30 protein-coding genes and 1 tRNA gene are annotated in these 26,929 nt (G+C 63.0%); 10 read left to right on the forward strand and 21 right to left on the reverse strand.

Features of this window, described 5'->3' with window-relative positions:
- The first annotated feature begins 186 nt into the window (after positions 1-186).
- The 6 genes from AB4Y82_RS08880 (at position 187) to AB4Y82_RS08905 (ending at position 7,803) form a co-directional block, all read left to right on the forward strand.
- Entirely contained in the window at positions 187-705 is a 519-nt protein-coding gene (locus tag AB4Y82_RS08880) for an RNA polymerase sigma factor (protein WP_046971745.1), read from the forward strand.
- Positions 698-1,822, forward strand: coding sequence for a FecR family protein (locus tag AB4Y82_RS08885; RefSeq protein ID WP_441603321.1), 1,125 nt, complete (start codon positions 698-700; stop codon positions 1,820-1,822). Before AB4Y82_RS08880 ends, AB4Y82_RS08885 begins: the two co-directional genes overlap by 8 nt.
- A 107-nt stretch (positions 1,823-1,929) precedes the next feature.
- Positions 1,930-4,428, forward strand: coding sequence for a TonB-dependent receptor domain-containing protein (locus tag AB4Y82_RS08890; protein WP_441611231.1), 2,499 nt, complete (start codon positions 1,930-1,932; stop codon positions 4,426-4,428).
- Entirely contained in the window at positions 4,428-5,681 is a 1,254-nt protein-coding gene (locus tag AB4Y82_RS08895) for a histidine-type phosphatase (protein WP_441603319.1), read from the forward strand. The genes AB4Y82_RS08890 and AB4Y82_RS08895 overlap by 1 nt, the downstream gene beginning before the upstream one ends.
- Before the next feature lie 108 nt (positions 5,682-5,789).
- Positions 5,790-6,779, forward strand: a complete 990-nt coding sequence (locus tag AB4Y82_RS08900; RefSeq protein ID WP_441603318.1) for an MBL fold metallo-hydrolase — start codon at positions 5,790-5,792, stop codon at positions 6,777-6,779.
- A gap of 22 nt (positions 6,780-6,801) precedes the next feature.
- On the forward strand, positions 6,802-7,803 hold the full coding sequence (locus AB4Y82_RS08905) for an NAD(P)H-quinone oxidoreductase (RefSeq protein ID WP_441603317.1): 1,002 nt from the start codon (positions 6,802-6,804) through the stop codon (positions 7,801-7,803).
- A gap of 3 nt (positions 7,804-7,806) precedes the next feature.
- Here AB4Y82_RS08905 and AB4Y82_RS08910 read toward each other — a convergent pair whose 3' ends face one another.
- The gene (locus tag AB4Y82_RS08910; RefSeq protein WP_441611232.1) at positions 7,807-8,034 is read right to left on the reverse strand and encodes a hypothetical protein; all 228 of its coding nucleotides are present in this window, start codon (positions 8,032-8,034) and stop codon (positions 7,807-7,809) included.
- A gap of 121 nt (positions 8,035-8,155) precedes the next feature.
- On the opposite strand from AB4Y82_RS08910, the gene AB4Y82_RS08915 reads away from it, so the two are divergent.
- Complete coding sequence (locus AB4Y82_RS08915) at positions 8,156-8,383, forward strand: hypothetical protein (RefSeq protein ID WP_441603315.1); 228 nt, start codon at positions 8,156-8,158, stop codon at positions 8,381-8,383.
- Positions 8,384-8,396: 13 nt separating this feature from the next.
- Here the strand turns inward: AB4Y82_RS08915 and AB4Y82_RS08920 are convergent, their stop codons facing one another.
- From AB4Y82_RS08920 to AB4Y82_RS08930, 3 genes are all read right to left on the reverse strand, one after another.
- Positions 8,397-8,831 (reverse strand): universal stress protein, encoded by a 435-nt coding sequence (locus tag AB4Y82_RS08920; protein WP_441603314.1) that lies wholly within the window; start codon positions 8,829-8,831, stop codon positions 8,397-8,399.
- Between the two features lie 152 nt (positions 8,832-8,983).
- Entirely contained in the window at positions 8,984-11,278 is a 2,295-nt protein-coding gene (locus AB4Y82_RS08925) for a TonB-dependent receptor (protein ID WP_441603313.1), read from the reverse strand.
- Positions 11,279-11,444: 166 nt separating this feature from the next.
- On the reverse strand, positions 11,445-11,909 hold the full coding sequence (locus tag AB4Y82_RS08930) for a DUF2946 domain-containing protein (RefSeq protein ID WP_441603312.1): 465 nt from the start codon (positions 11,907-11,909) through the stop codon (positions 11,445-11,447).
- 897 nt (positions 11,910-12,806) lie between these two features.
- On the opposite strand from AB4Y82_RS08930, the gene AB4Y82_RS08935 reads away from it, so the two are divergent.
- Positions 12,807-13,133 carry a HigA family addiction module antitoxin gene (locus tag AB4Y82_RS08935; protein WP_441603311.1) on the forward strand — a complete coding sequence of 109 codons (327 nt, stop codon included), beginning with the start codon at positions 12,807-12,809 and terminating at the stop codon, positions 13,131-13,133.
- A gap of 3 nt (positions 13,134-13,136) precedes the next feature.
- Here the strand turns inward: AB4Y82_RS08935 and AB4Y82_RS08940 are convergent, their stop codons facing one another.
- The 10 genes from AB4Y82_RS08940 to AB4Y82_RS08985 form a co-directional block, all read right to left on the reverse strand.
- The gene (locus AB4Y82_RS08940; RefSeq protein WP_441603310.1) at positions 13,137-13,631 is read right to left on the reverse strand and encodes a DUF1801 domain-containing protein; all 495 of its coding nucleotides are present in this window, start codon (positions 13,629-13,631) and stop codon (positions 13,137-13,139) included.
- 35 nt (positions 13,632-13,666) lie between these two features.
- Positions 13,667-14,077 (reverse strand): VOC family protein, encoded by a 411-nt coding sequence (locus tag AB4Y82_RS08945; RefSeq protein WP_441603309.1) that lies wholly within the window; start codon positions 14,075-14,077, stop codon positions 13,667-13,669.
- Positions 14,078-14,111: 34 nt separating this feature from the next.
- Complete coding sequence (locus AB4Y82_RS08950; protein ID WP_441603308.1) at positions 14,112-14,552, reverse strand: helix-turn-helix transcriptional regulator; 441 nt, start codon at positions 14,550-14,552, stop codon at positions 14,112-14,114.
- A 205-nt stretch (positions 14,553-14,757) separates the two neighbouring features.
- Entirely contained in the window at positions 14,758-15,510 is a 753-nt protein-coding gene (locus AB4Y82_RS08955) for a DNA/RNA non-specific endonuclease (protein WP_441611233.1), read from the reverse strand.
- Positions 15,511-15,690: 180 nt separating this feature from the next.
- A complete protein-coding gene (locus AB4Y82_RS08960) occupies positions 15,691-16,191 on the reverse strand; it encodes an MAPEG family protein (RefSeq protein WP_441611234.1) in 501 nt (166 codons plus the stop codon).
- Between the two features lie 28 nt (positions 16,192-16,219).
- Positions 16,220-16,720, reverse strand: coding sequence for a hypothetical protein (locus AB4Y82_RS08965; RefSeq protein WP_441611235.1), 501 nt, complete (start codon positions 16,718-16,720; stop codon positions 16,220-16,222).
- 47 nt (positions 16,721-16,767) lie between these two features.
- Positions 16,768-17,139, reverse strand: coding sequence for a hypothetical protein (locus AB4Y82_RS08970; RefSeq protein ID WP_441603305.1), 372 nt, complete (start codon positions 17,137-17,139; stop codon positions 16,768-16,770).
- A gap of 31 nt (positions 17,140-17,170) precedes the next feature.
- On the reverse strand, positions 17,171-17,530 hold the full coding sequence (locus tag AB4Y82_RS08975; RefSeq protein WP_441611236.1) for a hypothetical protein: 360 nt from the start codon (positions 17,528-17,530) through the stop codon (positions 17,171-17,173).
- Between the two features lie 319 nt (positions 17,531-17,849).
- The gene (locus tag AB4Y82_RS08980) at positions 17,850-18,125 is read right to left on the reverse strand and encodes a hypothetical protein (protein ID WP_441611237.1); all 276 of its coding nucleotides are present in this window, start codon (positions 18,123-18,125) and stop codon (positions 17,850-17,852) included.
- 101 nt (positions 18,126-18,226) lie between these two features.
- Complete coding sequence (locus AB4Y82_RS08985) at positions 18,227-18,688, reverse strand: hypothetical protein (protein WP_441611238.1); 462 nt, start codon at positions 18,686-18,688, stop codon at positions 18,227-18,229.
- A 500-nt stretch (positions 18,689-19,188) separates the two neighbouring features.
- Between AB4Y82_RS08985 and AB4Y82_RS08990 the strand changes: the two genes are divergently transcribed.
- Together AB4Y82_RS08990 and AB4Y82_RS08995 are read left to right on the forward strand one after the other, a co-directional pair.
- Positions 19,189-19,881 carry a hypothetical protein gene (locus AB4Y82_RS08990; RefSeq protein ID WP_441611239.1) on the forward strand — a complete coding sequence of 231 codons (693 nt, stop codon included), beginning with the start codon at positions 19,189-19,191 and terminating at the stop codon, positions 19,879-19,881.
- A 1,346-nt stretch (positions 19,882-21,227) separates the two neighbouring features.
- Positions 21,228-21,542 carry a HigA family addiction module antitoxin gene (locus tag AB4Y82_RS08995; RefSeq protein ID WP_441611240.1) on the forward strand — a complete coding sequence of 105 codons (315 nt, stop codon included), beginning with the start codon at positions 21,228-21,230 and terminating at the stop codon, positions 21,540-21,542.
- A gap of 51 nt (positions 21,543-21,593) precedes the next feature.
- Here the strand turns inward: AB4Y82_RS08995 and AB4Y82_RS09000 are convergent, their stop codons facing one another.
- The 7 genes from AB4Y82_RS09000 to AB4Y82_RS09030 form a co-directional block, all read right to left on the reverse strand.
- On the reverse strand, positions 21,594-21,944 hold the full coding sequence (locus AB4Y82_RS09000; protein WP_441611241.1) for a hypothetical protein: 351 nt from the start codon (positions 21,942-21,944) through the stop codon (positions 21,594-21,596).
- 70 nt (positions 21,945-22,014) lie between these two features.
- Positions 22,015-22,104: transfer RNA gene (locus AB4Y82_RS09005), tRNA-Ser, on the reverse strand.
- 120 nt (positions 22,105-22,224) lie between these two features.
- Complete coding sequence (locus AB4Y82_RS09010; RefSeq protein ID WP_441611242.1) at positions 22,225-22,587, reverse strand: LrgA; 363 nt, start codon at positions 22,585-22,587, stop codon at positions 22,225-22,227.
- 9 nt (positions 22,588-22,596) lie between these two features.
- Positions 22,597-23,877, reverse strand: a complete 1,281-nt coding sequence (serS, locus tag AB4Y82_RS09015) for a serine--tRNA ligase (RefSeq protein WP_441603302.1) — start codon at positions 23,875-23,877, stop codon at positions 22,597-22,599.
- 351 nt (positions 23,878-24,228) lie between these two features.
- Positions 24,229-24,804, reverse strand: coding sequence for a hypothetical protein (locus AB4Y82_RS09020; RefSeq protein ID WP_441603301.1), 576 nt, complete (start codon positions 24,802-24,804; stop codon positions 24,229-24,231).
- Positions 24,805-24,896: 92 nt separating this feature from the next.
- Entirely contained in the window at positions 24,897-25,529 is a 633-nt protein-coding gene (locus tag AB4Y82_RS09025) for a 2-hydroxychromene-2-carboxylate isomerase (RefSeq protein WP_441603364.1), read from the reverse strand.
- A 25-nt stretch (positions 25,530-25,554) separates the two neighbouring features.
- Complete coding sequence (locus AB4Y82_RS09030) at positions 25,555-26,892, reverse strand: replication-associated recombination protein A (RefSeq protein ID WP_441603300.1); 1,338 nt, start codon at positions 26,890-26,892, stop codon at positions 25,555-25,557.
- Positions 26,893-26,929: the final 37 nt, after the last annotated feature.

Consider the following 26,929-nt stretch of genomic DNA (forward strand, 5'->3'; position numbering starts at 1 on the left):
CCGGGAGACTCTGCACCAGAGCCCATATGGGCGGTAAGTGCCGGCAGAGCGTCACGCGCCACGCTTTGACGCGCTCGGTTGCCATGCATTCATCGGTTTCACGGATTCGTCACAATGTCCCGCTAGCTTCGGGCAGACATCCTGGCTCATCAGCCGACGACCGCGTCGACGGCGCTGCGAGTGCACGTGACCGCCGATTCCACCACCGGGCTGGCGCAGTTGTTCGAAGAACAACACGACACGCTCAACCGTTATTTCCTCAAGCGCACCGCGCACGCATGGGATGCGCAGGATCTGGTGCAGGAGCTTTACCTGCGCCTGCTGCGCACCGACCGCAGCGGCGCCGAACTGATCGAGAAGCCCGAGGCCTATCTGTTCACCGTCGCGGCGAACCTGGTCAAGGAACACGCCGCGCGCAAGCAGCGCAGCCCCAAAACCGGCGATGAAGTGAACGACGTACTCGAGCGACTGTTCACGCCGTGCAACGCCGCCGCCGACGTCGATCGCGATCTGCGTCGCCAGCGCCTGGCCGCGGTGATCATGCGACTCACGCCCAAGTGTCGCGCCGCCCTGGTGATGCATTACCGCGATGAGCTGGGCTATCGCGACATTGGTGAACGACTGAACATTTCCACCCACATGGTGAAGAAGTACATCGTCAAGGCGCTGGCCGTATGCCGCGTCGGGATGGCGCGCTATGACTGAATTCGCCCGCCACCGCGAAGCCGCCGAGCGCCAGCGCCGCGCGACCGAAGAAGCCGCCAGCTGGTACCTGGATCAGCAGGAAGGTTTCGACGAAGCGCAGCAGCAGGCCTTCATGGCGTGGCTGCGCGAGTCGCCGCTGCACGTCACCGAATATCTTGCGATGGCGCATCTGCACGGCGATCTTGGCGCCGCCAGCGCGCTCGATCCCTTGAACCAGGCGGAACTGTGCGAGCTGGCCGCGGATGACACCTCGGTGGTGTCTCTGCCCGTGCCGCGTCCATCCAAAGCGTTGCCCAACGTACGGCCGCGTCCGCGCTGGACCGCGTGGCTCGCTCAAGCAGCAGCCCTGGTCATGTTGGTGGCCACCGGCGGCGCGGCCTGGCTGCAGTCCGCGCCGCAAGCCTGGGATAGCTACGCCTCGTCCAATGACGCGGTGCGCAGCGCCACGCTGGCCGATGGCACCGACATGCAGCTCGATCGCGACAGCGTGGTGATCGTGAGCATGGATGCCGGCTCGCGCCGCATCAACGTGCTGCGCGGCGGCGCCTTGTTCGACGTGGCGCACGATCCAGCCCGCCCGTTGCGTGTGCGCCTGGGCGCGAACGAGCTGCAGGACATCGGCACGGTGTTCGACGCCCATCACTCCGCCGACGGCGGCCGCGTCACCGTGATCAGCGGCAAGGTCAAGTTATGGCAGCGCGATGAAAAGTCGTGGGCGCCGGAAGGTTTTGCAGTTGCCCGGTCGCCCCTGGCGGAACTCACCGCCGGCCAGGAAGCGACCATGCACATGGATGGATCGCTCGACGTGGTCGATCACCACGCCGATCTCGCGCGCAGCACGCGCTGGCTGCCTGCGGACATCCATTTCGAAAGCGCCAGCGTCGCCGAGGTGGCCCGTCGCTTCAACGCCTATAACAGCCGCCCGCTCGTGATCGAGGATGCGCGCATCGGCGCCACGCTGATTTCAGGGCGATTCCACGCGCGCGACATGGATGCCTTCGTGGCGTATCTGCAGACCTTGCCCAACGTGCAAGTGATCCGCAGCGTGGACGATGTGCGCGTTGTGCGATCGGTCGCCAGCTTGTCGCACGTGCGTGCTGTAAGAAAAAATTCATGAAGAAAGCGGTACCCAATGGCTCCGCTCGACACTCGTAGTGAGTCATGCCGCGGCGAGGAGTGACCTCCTCCCGCTCACATGTCACTCCATCGAAGGTCAGACGCACCATGCGGAAACTGCTTGCTCTCCAGATCGCGCTGCTGCTTGGCAGCACCTTGCCCGCCCATGCCTTCGCCCAGGCGCCAACCTCATCGGCAGCACCGGCCATTGCGCCGATGCCGCTCAACCAGGCGCTCGACCAGTTCTCGCGCAGCACCGGCCTGCAAGTGGTGTACGACCCCGCCGTTGCCGACAGCCTGCGCAGCAGCGGTGCTGCCGCCGGCGTTGACGCGAAACAGCAACTGACGCAACTGCTCAAGGGCACGGGCCTGAGCTATCGCTACGTGACGCCGACCACGGTGACCATCGTGCGGGACCCCAATGCGGGAAAGGCTCTGGCCGCGGACGCTGAGGCGTCGCGCGGCCTGCCGCCGATCAACACCAACGACGGCACGCGCGACCTGGCGCCGATCAGCGTCCGCGCCAACGCCGTGGATACGCTCGCACCCAGCGCCGCGCCGCTCGATGCCACCCAGCCGACCTCGGTGATCGATGAGCGCTTCATCCGCGACGGTCTGCGCTTCAATGCCAACTTCGACGACATCATCAAGTACGCGCCCAGCGTCACCGTGACGTCGCCGGAAGGCCCGGGCCTGGGCAAGAACGAAGGCATCAGCATCCGCGGTTTCCAGGATGGCCAGTTCAACATCACCTTCGATGGCATTCCGTTCGGCGACGCCAGCGACCTGCATCACACCACGTCGGCCTATTTCAATAACCACGTGCTCGGCCAGGCGGAAATCGATCGCGGCCCGGGTGGTGGCTCCACCATCGGCAACGCCACCTTCGGCGGCACCGTGGGCCTGCGTTCGCGCGATCCCAGCGATGTATCGGGCATCACGCCGTATCTCACGATCGGCAGCTGGAATACGCGCGCCGGCGGCGTGAGCGCGGATGAACAACTGGGCGACCACACCAGGCTGTTCGCCGATGTGTCGAAGGAATCGAGCGACACCTACCTCAAGGGTACCGACGACAAGCGCGAGCACATCTTCCTCAAGACCATCACCGAACTCGGCGCGAACACGCTGCTGACGTTTGTCACGAGCTACAACCGCGAGCACCAGAACACCGTGCAGGGCGCGACCAAGCAGGAGATCGACGAGTTCGGCTGGCGCTATGGCCTGACCAACGATCCGACCCTGCAGTCCTACCAGGGCTATAACAACGCGGCCTATTACTCGAGCTTCACCTATCTGGGCGTCACCAGCCGACTGGGCGACTGGGACGTGGACAACAAGGTCTACCTCAATACCTTCGATCACTGGGCGCGCAAGACCAGCGACGCCAGCGACAATAATCCCGCCGACAATGGCGTGACGTTTTACGACGCCAACGGCAAGAAGCTGAAAAAGGTCAACGCCGACGTGCCTGGCAAGCTGTCCGACTCAGGCTTTCATGCGTTCGGCGATGTGCTGCGCCTCGCTCGCGACCTTGGCCCCGGCTCTCTGCAGACGGGCGTGTGGCTGGAGCGCAGCCTGGACGCGCGCTACCAGTATCCGATCGACGAAACGACCGGCCAGCTGACCGGCACCAAGTACGGTCCGACCTACAACTATCTGCTGGACGACCGCACCGATACCGTACAGCCCTATCTGCAATACGACTGGAACATCACTGATCGCTTCACATTGAGCCCCGGCGTGCGCTATTCGGAAGTGACGCGTCAGCTCGATGCGCCGCTGAACAAGGTGTCCCCGCCGGTGCCGTCGTATGCCCAGGCCACCTATCACTCCACCCTGCCCTCGCTGAGCGCGCACGAGAAGATCAGCGACGAATGGAGCGCGTATGCGCAGGTGGCGAAAGGCTTTCTCGCGCCGCCCATCGATGTGATCGAAGTGAACGGCTCGCGCAGCCTCAAGCCCGAGCAGACCACCAACTATCAGCTCGGCACTGCCTACGCCACGCGTGAATTCACCTTCGGCGCCGACGTCTACTACATCGACTTCTCCAACTTCCTCGCCACCACCGAGGTCGCCACCTCGAACGGCAACGAGAGCACCTACATCAATGCCGGCGGCGCCATCTACAAAGGTGCGGAAGCCGAAGCGACTTACGCGCTCACGCAGACGCTGAGCCTGTACAGCAATGCCAGCTACAACAAGGCGACCTATAAGAATTCCGACGTGCAGGTAGCCGCCACGCCCAAGGTCACCGCCGCACTCGGCCTGCTCTACAGCAGCCCACTCGGTTACTTCGGCTCGCTGATGGGCAAATTCGCCGGCGAGCAGTACGGTGTCGACAACGTGACCGACAGCAACGGCAATACGATGTTCAAGAACGACCAGCGCATCGGCGGCTATTTCACCACCGACGCCGCCATCGGCTATCGCGCCGCCTCCGGCCCGTGGGGCGCCAAGGGTTATTCGGTGAGCGTGGACATCAATAATCTGTTCAACGTGCACAAGATCACCGGCTATGCGGGTACGCAGGCGGTCAGTGGCAATCCGCTGTTCTTCGGCCTGCCCGGCCGCGGTGTATTCCTCGACCTGTCGGTGAAGCTGTGATGGGCGCGACGCGTAAGCTGCTGTTGCGTGCCTGCCTGCTGGGCGCGGCGCTGGCAAGTTTGCCGGCGCTCGCGCAAAGCGAGGAAGTGGCCGCCCGCATCATCGTGCTGCGCCACGGTGTGCGTTCGCCCACCAGCTCGCCGGATGAACTGGCGCCCTATGCCAGTCGCCCGTGGAGGGCGTGGCCGGTGGCTCCCGGCGTGCTCACCGAGCACGGCGCGCAAGGCATCCGCGCGCTCGGCCAGCGCATGGCGCGCATGCTGACGGCCGATGGACTGGGCCACGGCAGCTGCGATGATCCGTGGCTGGTGATCGCCGACAGCACGCCGCGCAACCGCGCCAGTGGCGCCGCGCTGGTGCAGGGGCTGCAGCCCGTATGCCACGCGGGCTATCTCGCGCTGGCGCCGGAGCAGAACAACGCGCTGTTCCACTTCGTCGACAAGTCCGGCACGAAGGACGATGACGCGCCGGTTGCACCGTCGCAGTGGCCTGCGTCCGCACTGGTTGAACTGCAGTCCGTGTTGTTGGGCTGCCGCGGCGATGCCTGTCTGCAGGACGCGGGTAAGCAAGGCCGCAAACTCTTGCTCGATCCCGCGCATGACGACGACGCGGCCCGCGCCAAGTCGCTCAAGACCGCGGGCAGCCTCAGCGAAAACCTGATGCTTGAATACGCCCAGGGCTTCGCGCCGGCACAGGTGGCGTGGGGCAAGGGCGATGCCGCCACGATTGGCCACATCATCACGCTGCATAACCTGCAGTTTGCGTTGGCCAAGAAAAGCATGCCCGCCGCAGCGAAGGCCGGTTCCAACCTGCTGGCCCATGTCCTCGCCACCTTGCAACAGGCGGCAGGCGTCAGCACCGCCGTGGCACCACTTGCACCGGTCAAAACGCGGACCATCCTGCTGGTCGGACACGACACCAACCTCGCCAATCTGGCCGGCGTACTCGGTGTCGACTGGCACGACGAACGCCAGCCCGACGATTACCCGCCCGGCGGCGCCCTGGTGTTTGACCTGCTGAAGCAGAAGGATGGCTACGCGCTGCGCGTCTCCAGCTGGATGCCCACGCTGGCGGCACTGCGCCAGGCGGACTTCCGCAGCGAGAACACCCTGGTCCGCCACGCCTTGCCCCTGACCCCCTGCCACGGGCTGGACAGCTGCCCGCTGGCCACCGTCAGCGCATGGCTGAACGGTCGACTGGACCCGGCATCGATCGATCCGGCGATACCTGCCATGCCGGTCAACCAACCCTGAACGGAAGGCCGCTGCCCGACGGCAGCGGCCTAAACCTTCGTGCCCTCGCCGGCATCGGATCGTCCGTATGCGCGCCGCACCGGTCGCGCCCGGTCTGTCGAGGCAAGGATGAGAATCGCATTGATCGTGCTTTGCTGCGTGGCGGCCCTATGGGGCGCGCCCGCGACCTCTCAACCGGCGCCAGGCAACCTGACCGTTCATTGGGACGCCGGCGCGGCCGACTGCCAGGCCCACCCGCCCCGCCCGCTGCAGGTCCACCGGTACGACGAGCGCACCTACATCCTGCGGGAGAGTCTGTGCCAGACCTACGAAGGTCCGTTCATCTACCTGCTGATCGGCTCGACCCGCGCCCTGCTGATCGACACCGGCGATGTCGCCGACGCCAAACAGATGCCGCTGGCATCGACCGTGTTTGGATTGCTTCCCGTAGTGAACGGCCAGCGGCTGCCGCTGCTGATTGTTCATACGCATGGACATTTGGATCACCGCTCGGGCGATACGCAATTTGCCTCCGCACCCCAGGTGACAATCGTCGGCACGGATCTGCCGCAGGTGACCGCCGGCCTTGGTTTCCGCCAGTGGCCCGACGATGTGGCGCACATCGATCTTGGCGGGCGCGTGGTCGACGCCATCCCCACGCCAGGTCACTACCCCTCGCACGTGTCCTACTACGACGCGACCACGGGCTTGGCGTTCACCGGCGACTTCTTCCTGCCCGGACGACTGATCATCGATGACCCGGCGGCAGATCGCGCCAGCGCCGCGCGCATCAACGACTATCTGCGCGACCGACCGGTAAGCCATGTGCTCGGCGGCCATGTCGAACTGGACACGCGCGGCCAGGTCGAACCGATGGGATCGAACTGGCATCCGGACGAAGCGCCCTTGCCGCTGAGCAAGCAAGACCTTGCCGGCCTGCCGCAGGTACTGGCCTCATTCAACGGTTTCTACGGTCAGTCGGGCCGGTTCGTGATGTATAGCCAGGCGCGCATGCTGCAGGTGATCAGCGTGGCCGGCATTCTTCTCTTAATCGTCATCGCGCTGTCCTTACGCTGGTGGTTCAAACGTCGACGTCACGCCCGCGCCGGCCACCCCTGAACACCTTTGCCAGGAGCGCTCCATGCGTCCATCGCTCCCGGCCGTCATGACGGCCATCCAGATCACTGCGCCCGGCCCTGCGGACGTACTGAAGCCGCAACAAGTGCCGGTGCCTGTGCCTCAGGCTGGCGAAGTGTTGATCCATGTGAGGGCCGCGGGCGTGAATCGCCCCGACGTGTTGCAACGCCAGGGCAATTATCCGATTCCGCCCGGCGCCAACCCCCTGCCCGGACTGGAAGTGGCTGGCATCGTGGCAGCCATCGGTGAGGGCGTCACTACCCATGCGGTAGGCGATGAGGTCTGCGCATTGACCAATGGCGGCGGCTATGCCGAGTACTGCGTCGCGCCCGAAGGACAGGTGTTGCCGATCCCTCATGGCGTATCGATGCTGCAGGCCGCGGCGATTCCCGAAACGTTTTTCACGGTGTGGGCCAACCTCTTTCTGATGGGTCACGCACGGCGTGGCGAAGTGGCCTTGATCCATGGCGGCAGCAGCGGCATCGGCACCACTGCACTGATGCTGTGTCGCGAATTTGGGCTGCGCACGTTCGCCACCGCCGGCGGCATCGAGAAATGCGAAGCCATCCGCGACCTCGGCGGCGAGCCGATCAACTACCGGCAGGAATCGTTCGTCGAAGTGGTGCTCGCGCGCACCGAGGGGCGTGGCGCCGATGTGATTCTGGACATCATGGGCGCCGCCTATTTCGCCGACAACCTGGCTACGCTCGCACGCGACGGACGCTTGTTGCTGATCGGCTTTCTCGGCGGCGGCACCGCCGAACAGGTGAACCTGCACAGCATCATGACCAAGCGCGCCGTGGTCACCGGCTCGGCCATGCGCCCTCGCACGGCACAAGAAAAGGCGGCCATCGCCGCCTCGCTGAAAGAGCATGTGTGGCCGCTGCTGGCGCAAGGCCGCTGTCTGCCGATGATTCACGCCAGCTATCCGCTCGCGCGTGCGGCCGATGCGCACCGCGAAATGGAAAGCAGCCGGCACATCGGCAAGATCGTGCTGGTGATGTAGGCCTCAGTACGCTGCTATCTCTTGCTGACCCAGCGGAAGCGGCGTGTGTCCATGGGTCGCTTCCTGCCATTCGTCCATCTGGCGACGCGCCTCGCGAATCTGCAGCTCGCCGGTCGGATGCCGGCGCAGCTGGGCGCGTAGCAGCTCGATCTCCTGCTGGAGCAACGCGTTCTGCTCGATCAGCTCGTCGCAGGCGCGCGATAGCAAGTCGTTGTCGCGATCCCATTCCATAAAGCACCGCATCGTCATGGGGGTGGGATACAAACGTTGCCTCTGAGCCCGTTAATGCGCCGTGAGACTTTGGCTAAGTCCTTTGCGCGGCCTTGACGGGCCGTGGGCGTAGGCTCGCCGCATGACCCACACGCACGCGCAACTCGAGCAAATGCTGGACGCGTTGGACGAATCCGTCCCGCGTCTGGTGCAGACCAGCCCTGCGCCTGGCGACTTCTGGAACAGCTTCACCAGCCTGGCCCAGGCCATCCAGGATCACGCCCAGCCCGGCGACCGCGCCTGGGTCTGCGACCGGCTCGATGCCATCCAGGTCAAGCATCACCTGGTGCCGCCCGCCGACCAGATCTAGCCGGCCGCGTCGCTCACTGGCAGATCAGCACCGGAGTGTTACAGCAAAGCATCACTTTGTGCGGCACGCTGCCCAGCAGCACGCGCTCCAGGCCCTCGGACCCGCGCGACCTCATCACGATCAGGTCGCAATGATGCTTGGCCGCGGCAGCCACGATCGCCACGTCCGGACGCAGGTCGAACATGTACTCCGTTTCGCAGGGCACGTTCATTGCGCTGGCGCGCTTGGCCACTTCATCGAGATAGGTCTGCGCACGCGTCTTGGCCACTTCGCTGTAACAGCCGCTGTGCTGCAGCAGCTCGGACATGAAGGACACCGTGGACAGCGGCGGCATCACATGCACGGCGAATACCTTCGCCTCCAGCTTGGCCGCCAGCTCGATACCCGTTTCCACCGCCTTCAACGCACGCTCGGAACCGTCCACCGGCAGAAGAATGTTCTTGAACATCACCTGGCCTCCCTTGGATTCCGGGTGCCAGTTTAATCCTGTTGCGTTGGCGAGATGTGCAGGAGCCCGGCGAGTCGTCCGACCGCCAGGCCCCTAGCCCTACCCTGTGGGAGCGCACCCTGTGCGCGACTTCAACCCGCCGCACCCTCCCCTCAAAGACTCATCTTCACATCCGCCACAAACGTCCTCTGCGGAAACGGGTGATACAGGTAGTACTTCTCGTTGGTGAAATTATCGATGCCAAACGACGCCGCCAGATGCTCGTTGATCTGATAGTGCGCGCGCACATCAAACACCGTGAACTTGTCGAACGCGCCAAACACATGCGGCGTGTTGTCGGTGTTGTCCAGCGTGGAGTACTGCTTGCCGCTGTAACGCCCGGCCAGCGTAAACGCCCACTGCGCATCGGGCCGGTACGTCGCCACCGCCGTGGCACGCCAGCGCGGCACGTAGGGCGCATGCTTGCCTTCCGACGTGGTGCCCGTGGCGCTGACAAAACTATCGTTGGACAGCACCGTGGAATCGACAAAGGTCACGCTGCCGGAGAGCTCCAGCCCGCGCACGAGTACATTGTCCTTCTGCGCCACCAGCTCGATGCCGCGATTGCGCAGCTCGCCGACGTTCATCACGTAGCTCACCGGCACTGCGACGTTCGGCAACGTGGAAGTTTGGGACACCAGTGCGTTCCTGGTGTTCTCCTGGAACAGCGACACGCGCAGCAGACCCTGCTCGATCGAGTGTTCCACGGCCAGCTCGCCGCTGCGCGCGGTTTCCGGCTTCAGATCGGGGTTGGGCACGCTGAAGGTGGAGCCCGTGGACACCAGCTGGTACAGCTCGCCCACCGTGGGAAAGCGGATCGCCTTGGCCAGCGAACCTGTGAGACGCCAGCTATCGGCCACGTTCCATTGCAGCGTAGCCTTGGGCGAGAAGCCGTCGGCCTTCTCCACCGGCTGCTGCACCGCCGTCTTGCCGCTGAAGTTGTAGCCGTCGCTGGCCTTCCACCACTCATAGCGACCGCCCAGCGTGAGCATCCAGTCCGGCGCAAAACTCCATTGATCCTGCAGCCACAGCGCCTGCGTCTGCGTCTTGCCGCGGCCCGTCGAATACAGCGTGGTCAGACTGTCCGGGTCCTGCCAGTTGCTCAGATTGGTGGTGGGATTATTCAGCTCGTACTGATCGGCATGCGCGCCGATCGACACCTCGTGCGCACCGCCATATCCCTGCGGACGCCAGATGCCGGTGGCATCTGCCGTGGACCACTGCGTGCCGCCGTAGCTCGCCAGGCGTCCGTTGGTGGTGACTCCCGTGCCGTTGGTGACGCCTGCCGGTTGCCACTGGTTGTCCTTGAGGAAGGCGTAATGCGTGGCCACGAACGAAGCATCGTAGTCGCCCTTGGTATCGGACTTCAGCGACAGACCTTGCATCAGGTGATGCGCACTGAGCTGGTAGAGGTTGCTGGCAAATCCCGCGAACTTGCCGTAGGTCGGATCGCCCGCACCATCCGTCAAATAAGTGTCCGTGTTCGACTGGCCATGATTGCTCCAATAGCCCACCAGGTAACTCAGCTTCCACTGCGGGGTAAGGTCATAGGTCAGCTCGCCGTTGAGGTCGAGCATGCGCGTATGCAGCAGGCCGCCGGCGCCGTAGACATTGGCCACCTGCCCCATCTTGTTCAGCGCGGGAACCGTGCCGCTGGTGCCCGCCGGCGTCGTACCGCCGGTGATGATGGACAGCGGCTGGCTGAAGCTGTTCGTCGCGCTCGCGCCAAAGAACCAGCCGAGCTTGCCGCTATGCCCGCCCGCCGTGAGGCTGGTCTGGCTGGTGCTGAAGTTGTCGTGCGTGCCATACAGGTCGAACGACTGCACCGCCTCGGTCTGCTTGATGGTGACTTCGGTTTTCTCCGGCATGCGCGTGACGATATGCATCACCCCGCCCATCGAATTGCCCGCATACGCCGCCGAGTACGGCCCATACATCATGTCGATGTGGTCGATCGCCTCCGGCGAGGTCATGCCCCAGCGCGGCGCACCGATCGTGTTGTTGTTGGCGATCAGCGCCGAGATCGGAATATCGTCGATATAGACCAGCGTGCGCGCACTGGAATTGACGCCCCAGTTGCGCGTGGCGAGCACCGGCTGGGTGTCGCCGTAGTTGCGCTTGCGGATGAAGATGCTTGGCAGGTATTTCGCGGCGTCCTCCACATCCACCGCATTGATGGTGGCCTCCACGCGCTCCGCCTGCACGGATGCCAGCGTGGCAGGGAAACCGGGCGCGGCCAGCTGCTGTGCGGCGGCAGTCACTTTCACCGGCCCAAGGCTGGTGACGTCCGATTCCGGAATCGGCGCGTCCGGCTGATCGCTGGGGCCGCTCTGCGCCCAGGCGATGGATGAAGCAAGCAACGTGAGCGGCAATCCAAGGGCCGCTCCGCGCAGGAAAGAAAAGCGCATGACAAGACATCCGTTGTGGCCAGCGTCGCGAGGCGACGCATGGCTGGGGCACGGGCAAGCACAGGGACGCAGGCACGTGCACGCGATCCCGCGCGCCTACGCACCATCCCCTGTGTTTGCCGTCGATAGCGGTGGGCGCGCCAGACAGGCGCCCACCATCAAGCCGTCATCCCAGCTGGATGGACGGTGGTCCCCGCGGATGTGCGCTGAGCACGGGCTGCGCGTGCCAGGTGATGCTGGAACGCGCGACAGGCGCGACCGCCGGCAGCGGTGCGGCGAGCAGGAGAGCAACCACCGCACCCGAGAGCAGCGGCGTATGCGCCAGCATCGTGCAGTAGCCGCAATGGTCCAGGTGCTGGGCCGGATCGCCCGGCATGTCCGGCATGCCAGGCATGCCAGGCAGATGAACCATGCCGGGCATATCGTCCATGCCGGGCATCGACGCATGGTCCATGCCGGCGTGGGCAGCCATGTCCGTCGACACCAAGGCCGGAAGCACACGGGAGACCGTGGGAGCAGCCACCAGCAGCCACATGGCGGCGACCGCCAACCATGCCACAAACCGCCGTGATGTCCTGCGCCGAATCAAACTGCTTCCCAACCCTTGAGTAGGCTCCAGAGATGATCGCATTTCGCGACGCCCGTGGCACGCGAAACATGCTGCGGCGTGGCGTCACGTGGCGCTGCGCTTTCGATTCATACCGGTGCCAGAGAGCGTTTATTCCCCACCGCGCGCACCCTACACGCCGCCAGACTCCCCCGACCTCGTGGCCTGCCGTCGCAGTCCTGCGCCGCGTCACTTCCCCCGGCGCGCGCCTCGGCAGCGAACTTCGCCATGTGTCACCTATATCAAACACGTGTCCGCGATGAAGCCCGACAGCCTGCCGTAACCCACTTTGTTACGTTGCCATACGCCGCTACGCGTGGTGCCTGATCGGTAGGCGCGAGCGGCCACGGCAAACCTGCCGCGAGTAACGCGGGTCGCATGGGCTGGCACCCATGACGACCCGCTCACCATCAACAACTAAGACAGGAAGTTGATCATGGCTGCGCCGGATCATACGGCACTCATCCGCTCGTTCTTTGCCATGGATGGCCCCCTCCTACGGCCCCTCCCTCATGCCCCCACGTCGCGTACGCGAGGGGGCCCATGCAGTGCTCACACACCCAGCAAGACGGCATCGCGCAGGTTGCCGATACCCTCGCCGACCTCCTTGCCGATAACGGAACCTGCGTGCACAGGCAGTACCTGGGGATGGCCTATGGAGCCCAGCTGATGGCCGTTTTACCCCGGTCTACGACGATGGCATCGGTGCGGCGATCCACTATTTGTGCCAATACGCAGGGTTGCTCGATCGCACAGTGAAATGAACGCGTCATCCGTCCGCCGAACTTCCCCGCGGCGTACCGAACGCAAAGGCCAGCCGGTCACCACGGATGCTGGCTGACAGTAGCCCCCGATATTCACCGACACGGATGGCTGTAGTCGCCTAGCCACACTGCCGCCGTGTCCGACAGGAAAACTCTTATGTGCCTCACCCAACTGGACCCGCGCCTGGATGTGGATCCCGACACCCCGCTACGCCGCCCCGGCGATGTACTGCTGCACGACTACATGCTCCCGCGCGATCTCAGCGCCGCCCAACTCGGTCGACGCACCGGCGTGCGGGCCAGCCATCTCAAGGGCATCACCCTTGGCACCCGGCGCATCACGCCGGAAATCGCCCTACGACTAGCCTGCGCACTCGAACCCACCGCGTTCTACTGGATGGCCTTGCAGTGGCGCTTCGACCTGGAAAAAACCCAGCAGCAGCTGACCTCGCGACGCGCGAGGCCAAGGGCAGGCAACGAATAGTCCTTACGCCTTGGTTTTGGCGGCTTTCTTCACGGTCTTCTTGGCCGCTGTCCTGGCAACCGTCTTGCGGGCTGTCTTGCCAGCCTTGGTGGCCACTTTTGCAGCCGCCTTGCGCGATGCCGATGCCGGCTTTCTCGCCTTGGACTGGTTATAGGCAATGGCCGCCTTCACCAGTTTCTTCAGGGCGGTCTTGTTGACCTTGTCGCCCTCGAGCAGATCAATCGCACGCCAGGTGCTGCCGCCCAGGCCGTTGTTGAACAGCTGGTCGGGGTCGTCAAGCTTCGCGCCATGCGAGAAGGTGATCTTCACCTTCTCCTTGTGCGCATTGGCCACCGCGATGATGCCGTCGCGATACCAGGTGGGGCTGCCCATCCACTTCCATTCCTCCACGATCTCCTTGTCGGCATCGAGAAAGGCCTTGCGCACGTCGGCCAGCGTCTTGCCACGCCAATCCGTGATGCCTTCGATCAGCGCGTCGATGCGTTCCGATGGATTCATGGCGTCCTCCCGCTCATGGTTGGATGGGCTGCGTTTCAGCGCAGTTGCTGGATACGGATCATGTTGCCGGCGGGATCACGCACCGCACAGTCGCGCACGCCATACGGCTGATCGGTCGGCTCCTGCACGATGTCCGCGTCGCTCGCCTGCAGTTTCTCAAACGTGCCAGCCAGATCCTTGGTGGCCAACAGAATGATGCCGAACGTGCCCTTGGCCATCATCTCGGCAATGGTGCGGCGTTCGTCGTCCGTAATGCCGGGGCTGGCCTCCGGCGGATACAGCACCACGTTGATGCCCGGCTGCCCCGCCGGCCCCACCGTGATCCAGCGCTTGCCGCCGTAACCCACGTCGTTGCGCACCTCGAAGCCCAGCGTGTCGCGATAGAAAGCCAGGGCGGCGTCCGGGTCGTTCTGCGGCAGAAAGCTCGAGTGTATGGAGATATCCATGGCGTTCCTCTCAGTGGTGGTGAAATCCATGGCCTCAGTCTAGATCGGGCTCCGCGGCCGGCGCTTCTCGATTCCTGATCGGCCGCGTCACCTGTTTGGCCACGCACGACGGCATACCTGCCGTGGCCTGAGATTCCTGCCGCTTATAGACACCCGGCGACATGCCCACCAATTCCGTGAACCTCGTGGTGAACGTACCCAAGGACGCGCAACCCACCGTGAAACAAACGTCAGTGACGCTGAGATCCCCACGCCGCAACAACGCCATCGCGCGCTCGATGCGCCGCGTCATCAGATACGCATAAGGCGACTCGCCATAGGCCGCCCGAAACTGCCGGCTCAAATGACCTGCCGACATCTGCACGCCCCGCGCCAAAGCCTCGACATCCAGCGGCTCCGCATACTCGCGATCGATGCGGTCGCGGACGCGGCGCAGGCGGGTCAGGTCGTGGAGGCTGGGGGGAGTGGTGGTCACTCCGGAATCGTGGCACGGGGAGATGGGAGGCTCAAGCCGAGCCAGCTTTCCGCACCACATGGACGACGAGCTCGCGCTGCGACGGGAACGCCGCGCAGGCGCCGAGTTCTCAGACTGAAGCTAACTTCGGCGCCAAAAGAAAAACGCGGGGCGAGCACACTGGCTCAGCCCCGCGCAGGTCTGTCCAACTGCCTGGCCTGACGAATCAGGGCAGCGTCAAGTGAATCGGATTGGACTTCATCGACGCGGACAGCGAGGGAAACGGATCGACGCCGGACATGGTCTTCACGTCGTCCAGCGAAACCACGGCGCAGGTGTAATTGGTGATGTTGGTGCACAGAAACGCGGCCGCGCCCACACCCGGCTCGTACACCGCCTTCCACGTATAGGCCGGCACCGCAACCGCGTCCTTGCCGATCGTCGGGATCGAATCCGTAGCGAACGCCGGACCGGTGACCACGTACACCTCACCCAGCTGGGTCGCGAGATTGCGCACGGAGTCCTCGATCTTCTCCCACTCGCCCGCATTCAGCACGTGCAGCTGCGGCACGACGTTGGCCATCGAGAACGTCTCGTCCTCCGACGGGATCGTCGACGGATCGCCGGCCGGGCTCATGTGCCCACGGTCGTAACCGCTGTTCGTATAGTCGGACGACTGCGAGCGATCCGCCGCCGGGATGCCCGTTTCCTGATGCCAGGAACCATCACGACTGATCGAGTTCGCCCCGGCGATCTGGGCCGCCGTCAAATGCTCAGCAGAATACAGCGGACCCTTCGTGACACCCGACGCAAACAACACGTACTCCGTGTGACAAACCTCCGTCGTACGACTCAACAGCGACGCGTCCAACGCAGGCGCCTTGCCCGCGACAAAGAAATTCGGACAAGCCGTACCGGCAAGCGAAGCACCGGACACGAAGAAACAGACTGCAAACAGCCAAGAGCCAAAGCGCGACATGTTGTTCCCCGTAGATGTGTGACCCGGGGAACCTAGTCATGGCTTATGTCAGGTGCGTGACCCTTCTGCAAATGCAGATGGTTTTAGATGATTCTTGTGAATTGGGTCATGTTAAGCGGAGCATCTGCTCCGTTGACTGATCCCGGAACTGAACCCGCTCTTCGCGCGAAAGTCGGGCGCTCATTGCGCCACACACTGAAACCAGATTGCGCCGCCCAACAAAGCGCAACTCGCATAAAAGTTGAGCGAGAATCCAAAGAAGCGGTACATCGGAGAAATCGCGTAACCAGCCACAAAAAGCAGGCGCCCGCCAATAAACAAAGACGCAGCAACCATCAGCAGACCCGCGCGCTGTGGCGGGCAACTACATCCAAATGCCAGCAACGCCATGAAGCCCAGAGACGCCTGCTCCAGGGTGTTCTGAAGTATCGCTTGACGCAATGACGGGCCGGTAGCTTCAGAGCGATAGCCCAAGATGGCATCAGGTGATCCTGCCCGCTCGAACATCACCGCCATGATCGACGCCGCCAGCGGAAGCGCGTAGACCCAGCTTAGTTTCAGCGCAAGCGTCAGCGGAGGCGTGCTTGTGACACCTATCGTTCTCAGTCCAAGCGTACTGGCGGCGAGAATGACAACTAATGCACAAGCGACCTGGACGTGAACAAAACTGCGGTATCCCATTGCGGTTCTCATCTTAGGCACTTCGTTGTCAGATACCCGAGAAGTAGGCTTTGGCTTTTGCACCAAAAAAGATTGCCCGCGCATAAGCGATGATGCCCAAAGCCATCATTGCCTGGCCAATGTAAGCGCCGACCTGTTCCGCGCCTGGGGCGATCTGGAATACTGGATGCGGATCGGGAACGACCAGTACGTATCCCGCGAACGCGCAGAAAACCATGCCGAAGACGATCGAAACAGCACGGCCCCAGCGTGGTCGATTGAAGCACGCGTAAAGTGTTGCCGAAGCCAGAGCTGCGATGATCAGGGCGCGCACGAAAACGGCCAACCATCCAAGGAGGGAGTCTTGGCTTTGCGTCACCCTTTCAAACGCCAGAGTAAGCCGTATGACGCCGCTTCCTCCTGCGGCAAGCAGAATCAATGCGAGTATCACTGTAACGATGATTACTGCCGGCTTCCTGCGCCCTGACTTCCAGTCGCCATTAGCCTTTCGCTCGGCGACCACCCGAATGAATTCGTCCGGTGTCTTCACAACGCCCTCGTTAGATGATGTGCAAACTACGCGCTTTCAGGATGTCCCTATGGCGCAGAGCCCGGATCCAATAACTTGATCCCCGTAGCAGACAGGTTGTAGATACGCGTCTCCAAATACCTGGAGTTCTTCTCTTCAATGTCGATGACGCCGTCGGCGCCCGACAGGCAGGCCTGCTTTCGCAGTTCGCCTTTTGCCGATGCAAAGTCGGAAGGTGCGAAGAAGGTCTTCTCGAGATGCACATTCAGTTGCGAGATCGCCACGTAGGGCCTGGCTGGATGCTGGTCCTTGAACACCGCGACATCGCAATCAGGCGGCCGGGCGGGGCTGCCTTGGTTCAACGATCGATAGTTTCCCGTCGTCGCCATGCAGCCGCACAGGCCGGATGCGAGGAAGACCATCCACACTAAGTTCTTCATGATCTTCCTCGCACCGTTTCGTCAAATGCGGTTATTGATGCGAGCCGATGCTCTTATCCATCTCGGCAATGATTTCCTTGTCCCAGCTCTTCTGGCCTGCCATGCCGGCAAACGACTTGGCCGTGCTGACCTTCACTGCGGTCTTATCGCTGCCTAGCGACGAGAGCCAGACGCCCGCGGATTCACCACCAGAGCCGACCACGAGGCCCACCTTGTGCGGCCGCGCACCTTCGACATACTCCGCATCGGATCGGCTGACCACGAAACCGTTGGCTACGAGCGCATCAACAGCTGCCTTCTGGACCGCCGTTTCCGGCTTGTTGTAGACGATGCTCGGTGCCGAGTCCGCCGGCTTGGTCGGCGTGGCCGAGCAACCAGCGAGAACAAGCATGCAAGCCGCAGTCGCGAACGTCCCTAGTACCTTCTTCATCACGATCGAGTTCCCCTGTTGAGTTGACAAGACGATTCCAGCATTCCACCTGTCACGCATGCGAACGGGCCGCCGCACGGGTGTGCCCCTGGATGCATGGCTGGTGGATTCCCCTTTGGCAGGCCGCCCCTAACGTGCCCGCCCCTTTGCATGTTATCGAAGTTCAATGGCGATCAAATACTCCGTTTGGATGGCTAACTCTGAGATCCGCGTCGCCTGACCGCCATCCGGCTTGTCAGCGCAGCCATGACCGATTTGGGTCGGCATCGGGCGATGCTGTTTATCGCGGCGATTGGTCATCCTCGCCGAGAAACCATTTTCGGTACCAGCGAGGCATGCTGCGGCCTTTCGCCCCGCCGCGGAGACGTGAGGACCAGATCATCCACATCAACATGATTCCGGTCGCAAAACGAAAACCGAGAAAGACAAACGCACTGACCCTGTCGATATTTCGAGAATGAAACGAGATCAGGACACCCAGAATGATGCAGAACGCGAGAAATCCAGCGAGTCCGCTCAGGTTGAACTGGCCACGTCCCGAGCGATTTTCTTTCACCGCACCCTCCTGGTGTTTGAAAGCCTGCGATACGCACGCAACTAACGCTGCGCCCGCCCCCTCTCGAAAATGGGCCCCTCTCCAAGCCCGATTTTCCAAAGCTACTGGAGCAAGATTGGCGAGTTCACGTAGAACGTCAGGAAGCGCCATTGGCCGTCAATTTGGATCAGTCGAATATTGAGCTCGGCGTGACCGTTCTCAAATTCGCCCGATTCCGTGTAGGACGCACTGACCGCCTTGCCGCTACCGATATTGACCGCGACAAGCGATTGCCCCTTCGGCTCGCCCAGGCTCTTCAGTGCGCCGAGTTTGGAGAGCTTTGCGAACAATCGATCCACCTGGTCGGGATCCTTGGCCAGAATCGCCATCAGTTGCGGTGAGGAGCGCTTCAGCAGCTCGTCTTTCGACCAGGTCGCAACCACAGGTTTCACGTTCGTCTCGACATAAGCCTTGCTGGACGAGTCCAGGCGAGTCCCTTGATAGACGCCGATACCGACCATCACGGCGATGATCAAAAGCAACGCCAAAAAGATCCCGCCAAGGATCTGAAAGACCTTTTTCATATTCCCCCTTTTCGGCACGACTAAAGCGCGCCGGACAATCTTAGCCACTCTAATGACGAGAATCGCCACACGCTCCCATGGAGCAGAGGCGACCGCCGCCCGTATCGCAAATTATTACGACAATTACGATTGCAAAAATCCCCCCGCAAACTCTAGCGAGTCGTAAATCGCCATGCTAGCTTTTAGCTCAGGGGGATTTATGAAAAACAATTTGCGACCGCATTTTGCGGCAGCGCGATTGCGCGCGATCGCCAGATATCTCGACCAACGCATCTTCGTTCCGCAAGGCGACCGTTCCGGTTGTCGCGATCGTGTGCGCATGGATCCAGCGAGATCCTGTCCGACGTCCTGCGCTGCGATCACCTGACGCGCGCACCCGATCCCATTTCGCACACTGAGCCGATGGCTGGCTCGCGCGTACCCAGACGTTCGCGCAGCGTAGTCATGGGCGCGTCGCCCAGAACATGTCCATACCGTCCGACAACCACAGGGAGCAACACATGCAGTTTCGTATCGGAGTCGTTCTGGCAGCCGCGGCTGCCTTGTTGACTGGGTGTGCGGCGGCGCCGCAGAGGCCTATCGCGTTTTCTCCTGACGCGCAGAATGCCAATGCGCAGAAGGTCGGCGTCATCATGACGACGCTGCCCAAATCGGACGTCTATACTCCGGGCGCTGGCTGCCTGCTGTGCATGGCCGCCGCGTCGATGGCCAATTCCAAGCTCACCACTTACTCGCACTCGCTGCCCGAAGAAGGGCTTTCCAAACTGAAGGAAGACGTTGGCAGTCTTCTGCGCAAGCGTGGCATCGATGCCGTCGTCATCAATGAAGACATCGACGTGTCCAAGCTTCCCAGCGCCAAAACCAGCGGACCCGATTTTGCAAAGAAGGACTTCACGTCGCTGCGCGCGAAGTACTCGGTCGATCACCTGGTTGTCATCGACATCCAGCAGGTTGGCTTTGAGCGACCCTACTCTGCCTATATCCCCACCAGCGAGCCGATGGGCGTGGTGACCGGACTGGGCTACGAGGTGAACCTCGCCACCAACGCCTACGAGTGGTACTCGCCGGTGGGCATTCGCATTGCGTCCGATGGCAAGTGGGATGAGCCGCCGTCGTTCCCCGGCCTGACCAATGCCTATTTCCAGGCACTGGAAAAGGGCAAGGACCAGTTCCTCGCGCCGTTCAAGGGTTGATCGGCAAACCATAGTGAACCGGCGGCATCCGTCGCCGGTTCCGATCGAACACTGGACCTACGCCCAGGGAGAGGGGAATGAACCGTTCTGCATTGATGGTCGCCGCGACCATGCTAGCCATTGCATCCTGCACGTTTGCACGCACCTCGGTGGCGACCGAGAAGCCGGTTGCCAATGTTCCAGCATCGTCAGCATCACGAACGGAGGCTGGACCCAGGCGTGGTCCTTGTCGCTGCAAAACACCAGTATGGGTTTGATGTGGCTCACGACTGAATACCACGCAACAAGAGACCCTGTGGATCCACCTCCGCTACCGCACTGAGGTTGCGTGCCTGGGTGCCAAATCCTCGCCGGAAAACGGGACGTACGTAGTTAAGCTTCTGAGCCAAAGAGAACGGAGGGACGATTTGACTCCCTCCGTCTCGCCAGTGGTTAGTTATGCAGCGTTGCCAGAAAGGATGGCGAAACGAGCTAACTACCTCAGTCCCGTTTTCCGTCCCGTATTCGCGGGGCTATCTTTGGCTACGCGATGATGCGCCACAACAGGATGACTGCCATGAGCGCTAGCGCGGCGTAAGTGACCTTCCTATTCCTTGCCATACCCCCAATAGCACCGAGAGTAGTGAAAAGGACAGCCCAGATCGGAACACACTTGTCGAGGATTTCCATTAGTCAGTAAGGAACGTATCGCAAGCAGATCCACCAACTAGGCCACCAATATCGCCGCCATAGCTGATGCCGGCTCTGCCACCGGAAACGGCTGCGCTATCACTTGCGTTCAATGCTTCCATTTTTAGATCCTCCTAACAGACGTTGAAGCTTCTATGGACGGTCCGACTACGCCACCTATAGATGCCATTTGAGCGAACATCGACAGCGTAATTGCGCTCTTACTTGGTTCTTGATTCCAGAAAAACGATGACCCTATCGCAGTGCAAACACCGCCTTCAGGTCATCTAAGGGAATGGTGCTGACATTCGGTCGGCTCGTTGCCGTCACGCGCCGCCCCGCCCAGATGGACACGCGCCTGCGTTTGGACAGCGAGCAGTGCCGCCACGCGCAGGCGAGGGGATTCCCCGGCAGAGCGCTGCCATGGCCGCTTCCCGTGGCCGTCACGGCCAGCCTGAGCACGGCGATCCACTGTCTTCAGCAGTACGCCCGCCTGCTCGCTGACGAGTCTCGAGTGAACACCACACGCCTCCGATGATCGCCGTGGCGGCGCATCGGCCGGTATGGCGATGCGCTGCACTCGGGCGATCACCGACGAAGCTGCCAAGCATTCACTGACACGGAGCGCTGTAAGCGCCTATCCGCTGCACGGCCGTGTCCGACAGGGAGGAACCACCATGGAACTGATCCAGCTCACCCCGCATTCGGAAGTGGACCCCTCGCAACCGCTGCGAGCCCCGGGCGACATCTTGCTGCACGCCTACCTGATTCCGAGCGCACTCAACCCCGCCCAACTTGCCCGTCGAACCGGCATACCCTCCAATCAGATCAAAGCGTTCATCGCCGACACTCTCCCGATCACGCCCAAGATCGCCATCCGCCTCTCTCTCGCCTTCGACACCACCGCCTTTTACTGGCTGGCACTGCAGGCGCGGTACGACCTGGAAAGGGCGAAGCCTGTGGTGCGCGCTTATCGTCCTCTCGTTGATTAGGCGACTTCAGAGAACGAGGTCAGGTTCACTTCTCGCAACTTGGAAGTGAGCCTAACCCCGATGTCGCTGGCTGTTGTCGATCACCACTCCATCCACGCATTCAGCTCCGCCCGGTGTCGAGCGAATCGTGATCGAGAACTTTCCCCACGTCACAGGTGTGTCCATTGAGAACGAACTGGGGTCGTCCATCGCAGGACGGCCCGGGCGCTTCATGCCAAACGCTTCCTTGATGGGCTCTGGCGGGACACATACGCCTGGATCAATCCAAAGAACCAACATAGAACCGGACTCGGGCGCCGCCAGCAACTTGGCCTGGGTTGCCATGCGCAGGTCCACCTTCGTGATCACGTAGTTGTCGACAGTCCTTATAGGCTTCGACTCATACCCGCGCTTCTGCGTCACGGGTAGAACCACGGATACGAAATGCAAGAAACGAAAAAACCCCTTGAAATCAGGGGTTTATTCTTATTACTGGCGGAGAGAGTGGGATTCGAACCCACGGTAGGCTTACACCTACGGCAGTTTTCAAGACTGCTGCCTTAAACCGCTCGGCCATCTCTCCGAATTGTCACTGTGGACGGGTGATCCGTTACAGCGGTGTAGCTTGTGGCCTCTGTTACTACCGAGGCGCTGGATTCCGGCCTACGCCGGAATGACGAGCAAATGCAGGGTCGCCATCCTATCAGGAATGCGGCGCCGCTCCCTGCCCTTTTTTCGACAAGGCAATCATCGCCCACAGCATGATGGCGACTGGAACAGCCGCCCCAAGCAGCGGGAGTAGCAGGATCGGTTGGCGGATCACCATCGGCACCAGCTGCGCCGCCGAGGCGAAGGCGATGATGGCGAAGCGCAGGTTACGGCTGTGGCGGGCGAACCAGAAGGAGCCCACCACCAGCACGGTGGCGATGGCGCTGAGCACCAGGTCCACCGTGGCCATGGGGAACATGGTGACCAGGCCGAGACGGGTGAGCAGCTCGGTCGCCAGGATCACCAGCAAGGTGTAGCTGGCGGCGAGTTCCACTTTGTCCCAGCGCTGGATGCTCATGCGGTGGCCTTAGGCGATCTGCGTGAGGTTGCGCAGGTACGGGCGCAGCATCTCGGGCACGGTGATGGAACCGTCGGCGTTCTGGTAGTTCTCCATCACGGCGACCAGGGTGCGGCCCACGGCGAGGCCGGAACCGTTGAGGGTGTGCACCAGTTCGGGCTTGCCGGTGGCCGGGTTGCGCCAGCGGGCCTGCATGCGGCGGGCCTGGAAGTCGCCACAGTTGGAGCACGAGGAGATTTCGCGGTAGGTGTTCTGGCTGGGCAGCCACACTTCCATGTCGTAGGTCTTGATGGCCGAGAAGCCCATGTCGCCGGTGCACAGCAGCACCTTGCGGTACGGCAGGTTCAGCAGCTGCAGCACTTTCTCCGCGTGGCCGACCATTTCTTCGAGCTGGGCGTGCGAGTGTTCGGGCACGGCGATCTGTACCATTTCGACTTTCTCGAACTGGTGCTGGCGGATCATGCCGCGCGTGTCGCGGCCGTAGCTGCCCGCTTCGGCGCGGAAGCACATGGAGTGCGCGGTGAGGCGCATCGGCAGTGCGTCCGCTTCGATGATGCTGTCGGCGACGAGGTTGGTCAGCGCCACTTCGGCGGTAGGGATGAGGTAGCGCTTGCTCTCGTTGACCTCGGTGGAGAACAGGTCGTCCTCGAACTTCGGCAGCTGGCCGGTGCCCTTCATGGTGTCGGCGTTGACGATCAGCGGCACGTTGCATTCGAGGTAGCCGTGCTCGCCGGTCTGCAGGTCGAGCATGAACTGGGCGAGTGCGCGATGCAGGTGGGCGAGCTGGCCGCGCAGCACGGTGAAGCGCGCGCCGGACAGCTTGGCGCCGGCGTCGGCATCGAGCCAGCCGTGGCGGGCGCCGAGGTCGACGTGATCCTTCACCGGGAAATCGAACGTGCGCGGCGTGCCCCAGCGCAGCTGTTCGGCATTCTGGGTTTCGTCGTTGCCCAGCGGCACGGACTCGTGCGGGATATTGGGGATGCCGAGCGCAATATCGGCCAGCTTGGCCTGCACGTCGGTCAGGGCGTGCTCGTTGGCCTTGAGCTTGTCGCCGATGCCGGCGACTTCGGCCATCAGCGGGGCGACGTCTTCACCCCTGGCCTTGGCCTGGCCGATCGCCTTGGACCGCGTATTGCGCAGGTTCTGCAGCTCCTGCGTCTCGGTGGACAACTGCTTGCGCTGGCTCTCCAGCGCCTCGATGGCGGCCACGTCGAGTTCGTAGCCACGGGTGTCCTTGAGGCGCGCGGCGGTTTCGGCCAGGCGCGAACGCAGCAGTGCGGGGTCCAGCATGATCAATCCAGATGTGGGGCTTGGAACCTTGGATTATCGCTGGGGGGCGTGTTGGGGGGCAATGTTGGGGTTTTGGGGTGGCCGAAGCCCCGGAAGGTCGGATTGGGGCGTCTGCGGGCAAGGTTGGGTTTGGCGGTGGGTGTGGGTCGCGCACAGGGTGCGCTCCTACAAGGGAACGGAACCTCTGTAGGAGCGCACTTGTGCGCGACCGGGGCGCCGATCAGTGCGCCGGGCCATCACCGGGCGGGTCGCGCACAAGTGCGCTCCTACAAGGGAGCGGGGTCCCTGTGCGACAGGGACCTCGACTAATGCATTAAGGGAACAGGCCCTGTGCGCGACCAGCGCTACGGATCAGTGCACCCTTCGCCCATTCCGCCCCAGCCACCACGCCATCACGGCGCCGGCGAGGAGCCAGCCGACGACTTGTTCGATCAGGGCGGCCAGGGTGAAGTTGGTGGGGAAGCGGTACCAGTTCCAGTACGGCACCAGGGTGCTCAGCCAGGCGAACACGGAGGCTGCCAGGGCGATGCTCAGGCGGGTCATGAAGCTGAAGGCGGCCAGGCCCATCACGAAGGCCAGTGCGAGCGCAGACAAGGTGTCCGACGCCCATTGCCGCGGCAGCTGGCCGCTCATGTCGGAGAGGTCTTCGCCCTGGGGCATGTAGACGATGAAGGCATACGGCGCTGTCTTGGTCTTGGCCGAATAGGCCTCCATCACGGCCTTGTCGTGCATCTTGGCCGGGTCGACCGAGGGAACGATGTAGACGCCGGTCTGATCGCCCAATCCGGGCCGCAGGCTGGCTAAGACCGTGTCTTCGGCCACCGGCTGATGCATGCCGACATCGCCCAACCCCAGCGCCATATGTGCCACGGCGCCCCAGATAAACATCACGATCCCGCCCATCAGTGCTGCTACCAGTACTCGCATGGCTCGCTCTCCCTCGATACCTACGGTGCGGCGAATCTATGTCCGCCGTGCGGGGCGCCGCAAGGTCGGTCGCAGCAGTGACGGCGACGGCATCAGCCGGTGCGGGAGACGCCGACCGGCAGCGCGCCCAGGCGATGCATCTCCGGCTCGTCCCATAGCGAGGGATCATCCAGGCAGGCCAAGGCAAAGGCGTGCGCGTCCTCGCCCCAGAACAGACGGCCATCCAGCGACAGCGTGGGCACGCCGAACACGCCCTCGGCCATGGCCTCGTCGAAATTGGCGCGCAGCTGCGCCTTTACGGCGGGATCGGCAATTGCGGTGGTTGGATCGGCGATGCCCAGGCGAGCGGCCACGGGCGCCAGTGCGGCGATGCTGTCGCCCGCATTTCCCTGGGCCCAGATCCAGTCGAAGATTGCATCCGTCGCCGCCACCGTGCTGCCGGCCGCGATGCACAGCCGAAGCGCAGCCAACGGATTGAACGGATGCGCGGGCGGAAACCGCAGTGGCTGGCCGTTCTGACGTGCGCGCCACAGCGCATGGCGATAGGTGAATTCACGCTTGCCCGGGATTTCCGCCGGACCTTTCTGGCCGTGCCGTTCCAGCACGCCGGCGAACACGATGGGGCGCAACGTTACCGGCCGAGACGCCGCCAGCAGTTTCACCTTGGGCCACTGCAACCAGGCAAACGGGGAGATGAAGTCGAAATACCAGGTGATGGACATGATTCAACTCCGCGTGCCGAGGGGTGGTTTATTCGCCGCGCGCCTTGCGTCGCGCTTCGCGCAAGCTGAGCAGCTTCTCGCGCAGCTTCACTTCCAGACCGCGATCGACCGGCTCGTAGAACACGGTGCCGTCCAGCGCATCGGGCAGGCATTGCTGATCGAGCGCGACGCCGCCTTCGCTGTCGTGGTCGTACTGATAGCCCTGCCCGTAGCCCAGGCCTTTCATCAGCTTGGTGGGTGCATTGCGCAGATGCATCGGCACGTCGAGCGTGCCGGTCTGCTGCACCACGGCGCGGGCGGCGTTGTAGGCCTTGTAGGCGGCGTTGCTCTTGGGCGCGATGGCCAGCCAGATGGCGAGCTGCGCCAGACCCAGCTCGCCTTCGGGACTGCCGAGGCGCTCATAGGTGTCCCACGCATCCAGCGCCATGCGCCAGGCGCGCGGTTCGGCGAGGCCGACGTCTTCCACGGCCATGCGCGTCATGCGGCGCGCGAGGTAAAGCGGATCGACGCCGCCATCGAGCATGCGCGTCAGCCAGTACACGGCCGCATCCGGATCGGACGAGCGCACCGATTTGTGCAGCGCCGAGATCTGGTCGTAGAACTGCTCGCCGCCCTTGTCAAAGCGGCGCGTGCGATCGGCCAGCACCTGGGTGAGCGTGGTGTCGTCGATGCGATGGTCTTCGGCGAGTTCCGACGCAATTTCCAGCAGCGTGAGCGCGCGGCGCACGTCGCCATCGGCCGCCTGGGCGATCAGCTTAAGCGATTCGTCGGCGACATCGAGCTGCATGCTGCCCAGGCCGCGCTCGTTGTCTTCGAGTGAGCGCTTGAGCGCCATCACGATGTCGTCCACCGTGACGGCTTCCAGCACGTGCACGCGGCAGCGCGACAGCAAGGCGGAGTTGAGTTCGAACGAGGGGTTTTCGGTGGTGGCGCCGACGAAGATGATCACGCCGCGTTCGATATGCGGCAGGAAGGCATCCTGCTGGGCCTTGTTGAAGCGGTGCACCTCGTCCACGAACAACACCGTGCGACGACCCTGCGCAAAATTCACCTCGGCCTCGGCCAGCGCCTTGCGTACATCGGGCAGGCCCGACATCACGGCGGAGATGGCGCGGAAATCCGCATCGGCGTAGCGCGCCACCAGCAAGGCCAGCGTGGTCTTGCCGCAACCGGGTGGGCCCCACAGGATCATCGAATGGACGCGGCCGGCTTCCAGCGCACGGCGCAGCGCCTTGCCGGGAGCCAGCACGCGTTGCTGGCCCACGATTTCATCCAGGGTGCGGGGCCGCATGCGTTCGGCCAGGGGTTTGAGATCGTCGGGCTCGGCAAACAGGCCCGGCGCATCGAACATATCGCTGCGTGACATGCCGGGCATTCTAGGACATCGGGCCATGGGGGCGGCA

Source organism: Dyella sp. 2YAF14 (genome assembly GCF_052114725.1).
Lineage (GTDB): Bacteria > Pseudomonadota > Gammaproteobacteria > Xanthomonadales > Rhodanobacteraceae > Dyella.